Here is a 6,805-nt window from a genome sequence, read left to right on the forward strand (position 1 = left end):
CTCTGCGCCCGCGCCCGCGCCGGCTCACTTCACGAAGCCCTCCTTCTTCATCCAGTCCAGCGCCACCTGGTGCGGGTCCTCGCCGTCCACGTCCACCTTCGCGTTGAGGTCCTGGGCGACGGAGTTGTTCAGCTTCCGGGTGATCGGGTCGAGGACCGCCGGGATGGCCGGCCACTTCTCCAGGGTCTTGGAGTTGATCATCGGGGCGGCGTTGTAGTTCGGGAAGAAGTGCTTGTCGTCGTCCATCACCACGAGGTTCATGGACTTGATGCGGCCGTCCGTCGTGAAGACCTCGCCGTAGGTGCAACTGCCCTTCGCCACCTGGGTGTAGATGATCCCGGTGTCCATCTGCGTGATGTTGCCGGAGGGGATGTCCATCCCGTACGTCTTCTGCATCCCGGGCAGGCCGTCGGCGCGGTTGGCGAACTCGACCTCCACGCACAGCGTCACCGCGGAGGGGTCGGACCGGGACAGGGCGGCGACCTGGGAGAGGTCCTTCGTGCGGTACTTCTTGTAGTTGGCCTGGTTCATCGCCAGGGCGTAGGTGTTGTCGAGCGCCGACGGCTCCAGCCAGGTCACCCCGTTCTTCGCGTCCGCCTTGCGCACCGCCTCCCACTGCGCGCGCGGGTCGGTGATGGGCTCGCTGCGGCCCAGATACGTGATCCACGCCGTGCCCGTGTACTCGTAGCCGCCGTCCGCCTCCCCCTTGCGCACCGCCTCACGGCTGCCGATGGAGCCCTGGATGCCGGTGCGGTCGAGGACCTCGGCGCCCGCGGCCTGGAAGGCGATGCCCATGATCGCGCCGAGGATGAGCTGCTCGGTGAACGACTTCGACGTCACCGTCAGTTGGGCGCCCTTCAGCGGCTCGCCCTGACCGATCGACCCCGGCCGCACGTCGTCGACCATGGGGGAGCCGCTGGTCAGCCCGCAGCCCGAGGCCGCCACCAGCAGGGCGGCCGTCAGCAGGACCGTCCGCCGCCTCACAGGTCCAGCCCCCTCGGCCGCAGCAGCACTTCCGCCAGCGAGGCCAGCCAGTCCACCAGCAGGGCGAGCGCCACCGTGAGGATCGAGCCGAGCACGAGCACCGGCATCCGCTGGTTGGTGATGCCCGCCGTGATCAGCACGCCCAGCCCGCCGCCCCCGCCGAACACCGCGAGCGTCGCCGTGCCGACGTTGATGACCAGGGCGGTGCGGACACCGGCGAGGATCAGCGGGACCGCCAGCGGCAGCTCCACCCGGTTCAGCACCCCGAGCGGCGACATCCCGATGCCGCGCGCCGCCTCCAGCAGGGTCGGGTCGTTCGCCCGCAGCCCGGCGATCGTGTTGGAGAGCACCGGCAGGACGGCGTAGATGATGATGCCGATGAGCGCGGCCCGGCGGCCGATGCCCAGCCAGATCACCAGCAGCGCGAGCAGGCCGATCGCGGGCGTCGCCTGGCCCATGTTGGCGAACGCCATCGCCACCGGCGTCGCCCTGCGGAACGCCCGCCGGGTGAGCAGGATGCCCAGCGGGATCGCGATGATCAGCACGAAGAACGTGGAGATCGCCGTGAGTTGGACGTGCTCCCACAGCGCCTGGGAGACCTGGCCGTCGGCGAGGGCGTTCTCGGAGAGCGTGTCGAGGTCGGCCTGCTGGAACCACAGCCAGGTCGCGAGCAGCAGCAGCACGAGCATGCCGGGCACGATGGTCAGCTTCTGCCAGCCCAGCCTGCGCGGCGGCAGCTCGGGCGCGGCGGGCGCCGCCGTCTCCTCGGCCCGCGGCGGTCCCGTGGAGCCGTCGGGCGCGGGGGCGGTCGAGGTCCCGCGCGCGCCGGAGGGGCCGGTGGGTCCGGAGGGTCCGGTGGGTCCGGTGGGTCCGGAGGGGCCGGAGGGGTCCGGGGTCTCGGGTGAGGTCACGCCGTCGTCTCCCCTCCGTCGCCCTCCTGCTCGGCATGGGTCCGGTCGGTGCGCGAGCCCTCCAGGTCGTGCTGGGCCTCCAGCGCCTCCAGCCGGTCGGCCTCCAGCAGTTCGTGCACGGAGTTCATCAGCGTCTCCATGTCGACCACGCCCGTGTACTCGCCGCGGCGCCCGGTCACCACGACCCGGCCCGCGTTGTCGGTGAGGACCGCCTCCAGGGCGTCGCGCAGCGTGGCGTCCCGGGTCACCGTGTCGTTCACCAGGGTCCCGGCGCGGGCCAGCGAGCCGCGGGCGCGCATCAGGTCGCCGCGCCGCAGCCACTTGTAGGGCCGGCCCCGCTTGTCGAGGAGCAGGATCTCGTTGGTGCCGCTGGAGCGGAGCCGGTTGAAGATCTCCTGGAGCGGGTCGTCGACGGTCACGGTCGGGTACTCGGTGATCTCCACATCCCGTACACGGGTGAGGTTCAGCCGCTTCAGGGCCGCCCCGGCGCCGACGAACCCGGACACGAAGTCGTCGGCGGGGTTGGTGAGGATCGCCTCCGGGGTGTCGAACTGCGCGATGTGCGACCGCTCCCGCAGGACCGCGATCCGGTCACCGATCTTGATCGCCTCGTCGAAGTCGTGGGTGACGAAGACGATCGTCTTGTGCAGCTCGTGCTGGAGCCTGATCAGCTCGTCCTGGAGGTGGTCACGGGTGATCGGGTCGACCGCGCCGAACGGCTCGTCCATCAGCAGCACCGGGGGATCGGCGGCCAGCGCCCGTGCCACGCCCACGCGCTGCTGCTGTCCGCCGGAGAGCTGGCGCGGATAGCGGCCGTGGAACTCGCCGGGGTCCAGCCCGACGAGGTCGAGCAGTTCCTCGACCCGTGCGGAGATCCGGGACTTCGACCAGCCGATCATCCTCGGTACGAGCCCGATGTTCTGGGCGACCGTCATGTGCGGGAAGAGGCCGGCCGACTGGATCGCGTAGCCGACGTTGCGGCGCAGCTTCACCGGGTCGATGTCCGTGACGTCCTCGCCGTCGATGCGGATGCGCCCGCCGGTCGGCTCGATCAGCCGGTTGATCATCTTCAGCGTGGTGGACTTCCCGCAGCCGGACGGTCCGACGAAGACGACCACCTCGCCCGCCTTGATCTCCATGTTCACGTCGTCCACGGCCGGCTGCGGACTGCCGGGGTAGCGCTTGGTCAGGTTCTCCAGCTCGATGGAGGCACCGTGGTTGTCCGTCTCAGGCACGGATCCCCCTGGGAATGGTCAGCCGTCCGATCAGGACGTAGCCGGCGTCGAACAGCAGCGCCAGGATGATGATCCCGACCGTGCCCGCGAGGACCTGGTTCAGGGCGTTCGCGCTGCCCAGCGAGGCGAGGCCGCGGAAGATCACGTTGCCCAGGCCGGGCCCGGAGGCGTACGCCGCGATCGCCGCGATGCCCATCAGCATCTGGGTGGAGACCCGGATGCCGGTCAGGATCGGCGGCCAGGCCAGCGGCAGCTCCACCCGCAGCAGCTGCGCGGTCCGGGACATCCCGATGCCGCGGGCCGCGTCCACCAGGGCCGGATCGACCCCGCGCAGCCCGACGATCGCGTTGCGCACGATGGGCAGCAGTCCGTACAGCGTGAGCGCGATCACCGTGGGCGCGACGCCCAGGCCGACGACCGGGATGAGCAGGCCGATCATGGCGAGCGAGGGCACGGTCAGGATGGTCGAGGTGGTCAGGGTCGCGAAGTTGCCGCCCCACTCGCTGCGGTAGGTGGCCACCGCGATCAGCACTCCGGCGAGGGTCGCCACGACCATGCACTGGAAGACGACGCTCGCGTGCTGCCAGGCGTCGGTCAGCAGCTGCTGGTGGCGGTTGCCCAGGTACTCCCAGAAGTTCACACGGACTCACCCCACCGTCTCGCGGGCTATTCGCTCGGCCGGTCCTCCGCCGCCTGCTCCACCAGCGGGATGATCCGCAGCGGAACGGGGTTCTCCATGACGATCGCGGTGGAGGCCCGGACGATCCCATCGAACCCGACAACCCGGTCGATCACCCGCTGGAGATCGGCGTTGGAGCGCGCCACGAGACGGCACAGCATGTCCCCGCCGCCGGTGGTGGTGTGCAGCTCCAGCACCTCCGGCACGGTCGCCAAGTGGGCGCGTACGTCCGGTCCTTGGCCCTGCCGGATCTGCAGCGTGGCGAAGGCGGTGACCGGGTAGCCGAGGGCGGCGGGATCGACCTGCGGACCGAATCCGCGGATGACTCCGTTCGACTGAAGCCGGTCCAGCCGCGCCTGCGCCGTCCCGCGCGCCACCCCCAGCCGCCGGGACATCTCCAGCACCCCGATCCGCGGCTCGCGCGCCAGCAGCACGATGATCCGTCCGTCCAGCTGGTCGATCGCCACGGCACTCCACCCTCCGAGATGGTCATCCTGTACAGAAAGCCCGCTGCGTCGCCTGAAGTGCTGGTCATGTTGTCCAGCTGAAAACCGAAGTATTGCGCACCTTGCCGCACCGGGTGAGGCTGCGACCATGACGCAGACCACACACCACACTCCAGACACCGCACGGCAGGCCGACCCCTTCCCGGTCAAGGGAATGGACGCGGTCGTCTTCGCGGTGGGCAACGCCAAGCAGGCGGCGCACTACTACTCCACCGCCTTCGGCATGCGGCTGGTCGCCTACTCCGGACCGGAGAACGGCAGCCGCGAGACCGCGAGCTACGTCCTGGAGAACGGCTCGGCCCGCTTCGTGTTCACCTCCGTCATCAGGCCCTCCGGCGACTGGGGCCGCTTCCTCGCCCGGCACGTCGCCGAGCACGGCGACGGCGTCGTCGACCTCGCCATCGAGGTCCCGGACGCGCGGGCCGCGTACGCCTACGCCGTCGAGCACGGCGCCCGCCCGGTGGCCGAGCCGCACGAGGTCACGGACGAGCACGGCACGGTCGTCCTGGCCGCCGTCGCCACCTACGGCGAGACCCGCCACACCCTCGTGGAGCGCACCGGCTACGACGGCCCCTACCTGCCCGGCTACGCCGCCGCCCGCCCGATCGTCGAGCCGCCCGCCCAGCGCACCTTCCAGGCCGTCGACCACTGCGTCGGCAACGTCGAACTCGGCCGCATGAACGAGTGGGTCGGCTTCTACCACAAGGTCATGGGCTTCACGAACATGAAGGAGTTCGTGGGCGACGACATCGCGACCGAGTACAGCGCGCTGATGTCGAAGGTGGTCGCGGACGGCACCCTGAAGGTCAAGTTCCCGATCAACGAGCCCGCCGTCGCCAAGAAGAAGTCCCAGATCGACGAGTACCTGGAGTTCTACGGCGGCGCCGGCGTCCAGCACATCGCGCTCAACACCAACGACATCGTGGCCACCGTCCGCACGATGCGCGCCGCGGGCGTCCAGTTCCTCGACACCCCCGACTCCTACTACGACACGCTCGGCGAGTGGGTCGGCGACACCCGGGTGCCCGTCGAGACGCTGCGCGAGCTGAAGATCCTCGCCGACCGCGACGAGGACGGCTATCTGCTGCAGATCTTCACCAAGCCGGTCCAGGACCGTCCGACCGTCTTCTTCGAGATCATCGAGCGCCACGGGTCGATGGGCTTCGGAAAGGGCAACTTCAAGGCGCTCTTCGAGGCCATCGAGCGCGAGCAGGAGAAGCGCGGGAACCTGTGACGGCCCGCTGAGGCCGCCGCGTCCGCGCGGATGCCACGGGGGCACCCGCGCGAGCCGGCGAGCCGGCGAGCCGGCGAACCGGCCGGGAGAGCGGTCTCCCGACCGGCCGCCCCGCTCACCCCCCGGACCCCGCCCCGAAGTCCGGCGCGTCCGCGACGGACGGCTCGCCCAGCTCCGCCAGCACCTCCCGGGCCCGCGGCGCCCGCGTCGGCGAGAAGCCCGGATCGATCCGCAGCGCCTCCCGGAGATGCCGCCGCGCCGGCCCCTCCCGCCCCAGCCCCCGCTCGATCATCCCCAGGTGGTACACGTACAGGGCGCTGCGCACCGTGCCGCCCGCCGCCCGGTCGGTGGCCCGCCGCGCGAACGCCAGCGCCTCCCCGTCCGCACCGGCCCGGTGCAGCGCCCAGCCCAGCGCGTCGGCCACCTCGACGCCCGGCCGGCGGCTCCACTCGGCCCTCAGCCGCCGCACCGCCGACTCCGGGTCGCCGTGGTCCGCCTCGAACCGGCCCAGCAGCAGCTCCTCGTCCACCCCGGCGGCCGTCCCCCGCGCCGCCTGCTCCCGCAACAGGTCGTACTGCACCCGCGCGGCCTGCCCCAGCCCCAGCGACTCGTACAACTCGCCCAGCTCCAGGGCGTATTCGGGATACGGCTGCTTGGCGAGAGCCGCCCGGTAGGCGCTCAACGCCTCCGTCGTACGGCCCAGCGCCGCCAGCGCCCGGCCCTGCCCGGCGAGCGCGGCCCGCTGGTCGGGGTCGGTCCGCACCGCCTCCCGGAAGTGCCGCAGGGCCGCCTCCGGCTCGCCCCGCTCCCAGGCGAGCTGCCCTGCCCGCTCCAGGTAGGCGGCCCGCTCCACCGGCGTCCGGGCGCCCGCCACCGCGTCCGACAGGGCCACCGCCGCGTCCTCCCGGTTCCCGCGGTCCCGGTGGACGGCCGCCGCCCGCGCCAGCACCGCCGGACCCGAGCGCGCCGCCAGCAGCCGGTCCAGCGCGCGCCCGGCGGCCCTGTACTCACCCAGCCCGGTGTGCGCCTCGATCAGCTGCGGATACACCGTCCAGCGGCCCCGGTCCCGCTTCAGCGCCGCCTCGCCCCAGGTCCGGGCGGCCGCGAAGTCCCGCCGCGCGTTCGCCAGCGCCGCCATGCCCTCCAGCGCCCCGGCGTCGCCCGGCCGCACCGCCAGCGAGGTGCGCAGCGCCTTCTCCGCCCTCGGGTAGTCCTCCGGCCGCGCGGTGCGCCGGCCCCGCTCGGTGTACGCCGCT

General features: G+C 71.8%; 7 protein-coding genes. 1 reads left to right on the forward strand and 6 read right to left on the reverse strand.

The annotated features are described in order from the left end of the window. Window positions 1-24: 24 nt before the first annotated feature. From SZN_RS34250 to SZN_RS34270, 5 genes are read right to left on the reverse strand one after another with little or no spacing between them, the layout of a single operon-like run. The gene (locus SZN_RS34250; protein ID WP_007504273.1) at window positions 25-984 is read right to left on the reverse strand and encodes a glycine betaine ABC transporter substrate-binding protein; all 960 of its coding nucleotides are present in this window, start codon (window positions 982-984) and stop codon (window positions 25-27) included. Then, on the reverse strand, window positions 981-1,895 hold the full coding sequence (locus tag SZN_RS34255) for an ABC transporter permease subunit (protein ID WP_007504275.1): 915 nt from the start codon (window positions 1,893-1,895) through the stop codon (window positions 981-983). Before SZN_RS34255 ends, SZN_RS34250 begins: the two co-directional genes overlap by 4 nt. After that, the gene (locus SZN_RS34260) at window positions 1,892-3,130 is read right to left on the reverse strand and encodes a betaine/proline/choline family ABC transporter ATP-binding protein (protein WP_007504277.1); all 1,239 of its coding nucleotides are present in this window, start codon (window positions 3,128-3,130) and stop codon (window positions 1,892-1,894) included. Before SZN_RS34260 ends, SZN_RS34255 begins: the two co-directional genes overlap by 4 nt. Then, window positions 3,123-3,770, reverse strand: a complete 648-nt coding sequence (locus SZN_RS34265) for an ABC transporter permease (RefSeq protein WP_007504279.1) — start codon at window positions 3,768-3,770, stop codon at window positions 3,123-3,125. The genes SZN_RS34260 and SZN_RS34265 overlap by 8 nt, the downstream gene beginning before the upstream one ends. 26 nt (window positions 3,771-3,796) lie before the next feature. Continuing rightward, entirely contained in the window at window positions 3,797-4,276 is a 480-nt protein-coding gene (locus tag SZN_RS34270; protein ID WP_007504282.1) for an Lrp/AsnC family transcriptional regulator, read from the reverse strand. Between the two features lie 127 nt (window positions 4,277-4,403). On the opposite strand from SZN_RS34270, the gene hppD reads away from it, so the two are divergent. Then, the gene (gene hppD / locus SZN_RS34275; RefSeq protein ID WP_007504284.1) at window positions 4,404-5,549 is read left to right on the forward strand and encodes a 4-hydroxyphenylpyruvate dioxygenase; all 1,146 of its coding nucleotides are present in this window, start codon (window positions 4,404-4,406) and stop codon (window positions 5,547-5,549) included. 115 nt (window positions 5,550-5,664) lie between these two features. Here the strand turns inward: hppD and SZN_RS34280 are convergent. Further along, window positions 5,665-6,805: tetratricopeptide repeat protein (locus tag SZN_RS34280; RefSeq protein WP_007504286.1), on the reverse strand; the 1,141-nt coding region annotated here is incomplete at its 5' end.

The organism is Streptomyces zinciresistens K42 (genome assembly GCF_000225525.1).
Lineage (GTDB): Bacteria > Actinomycetota > Actinomycetes > Streptomycetales > Streptomycetaceae > Streptomyces > Streptomyces zinciresistens.

Excerpts from the sequence above, each read along its gene's own strand:
- hppD (WP_007504284.1), top strand. The coding sequence starts at position 4,404 with ATGACGCAGACCACACACCACACTCCAGACACCGCACGGCAGGCCGAC.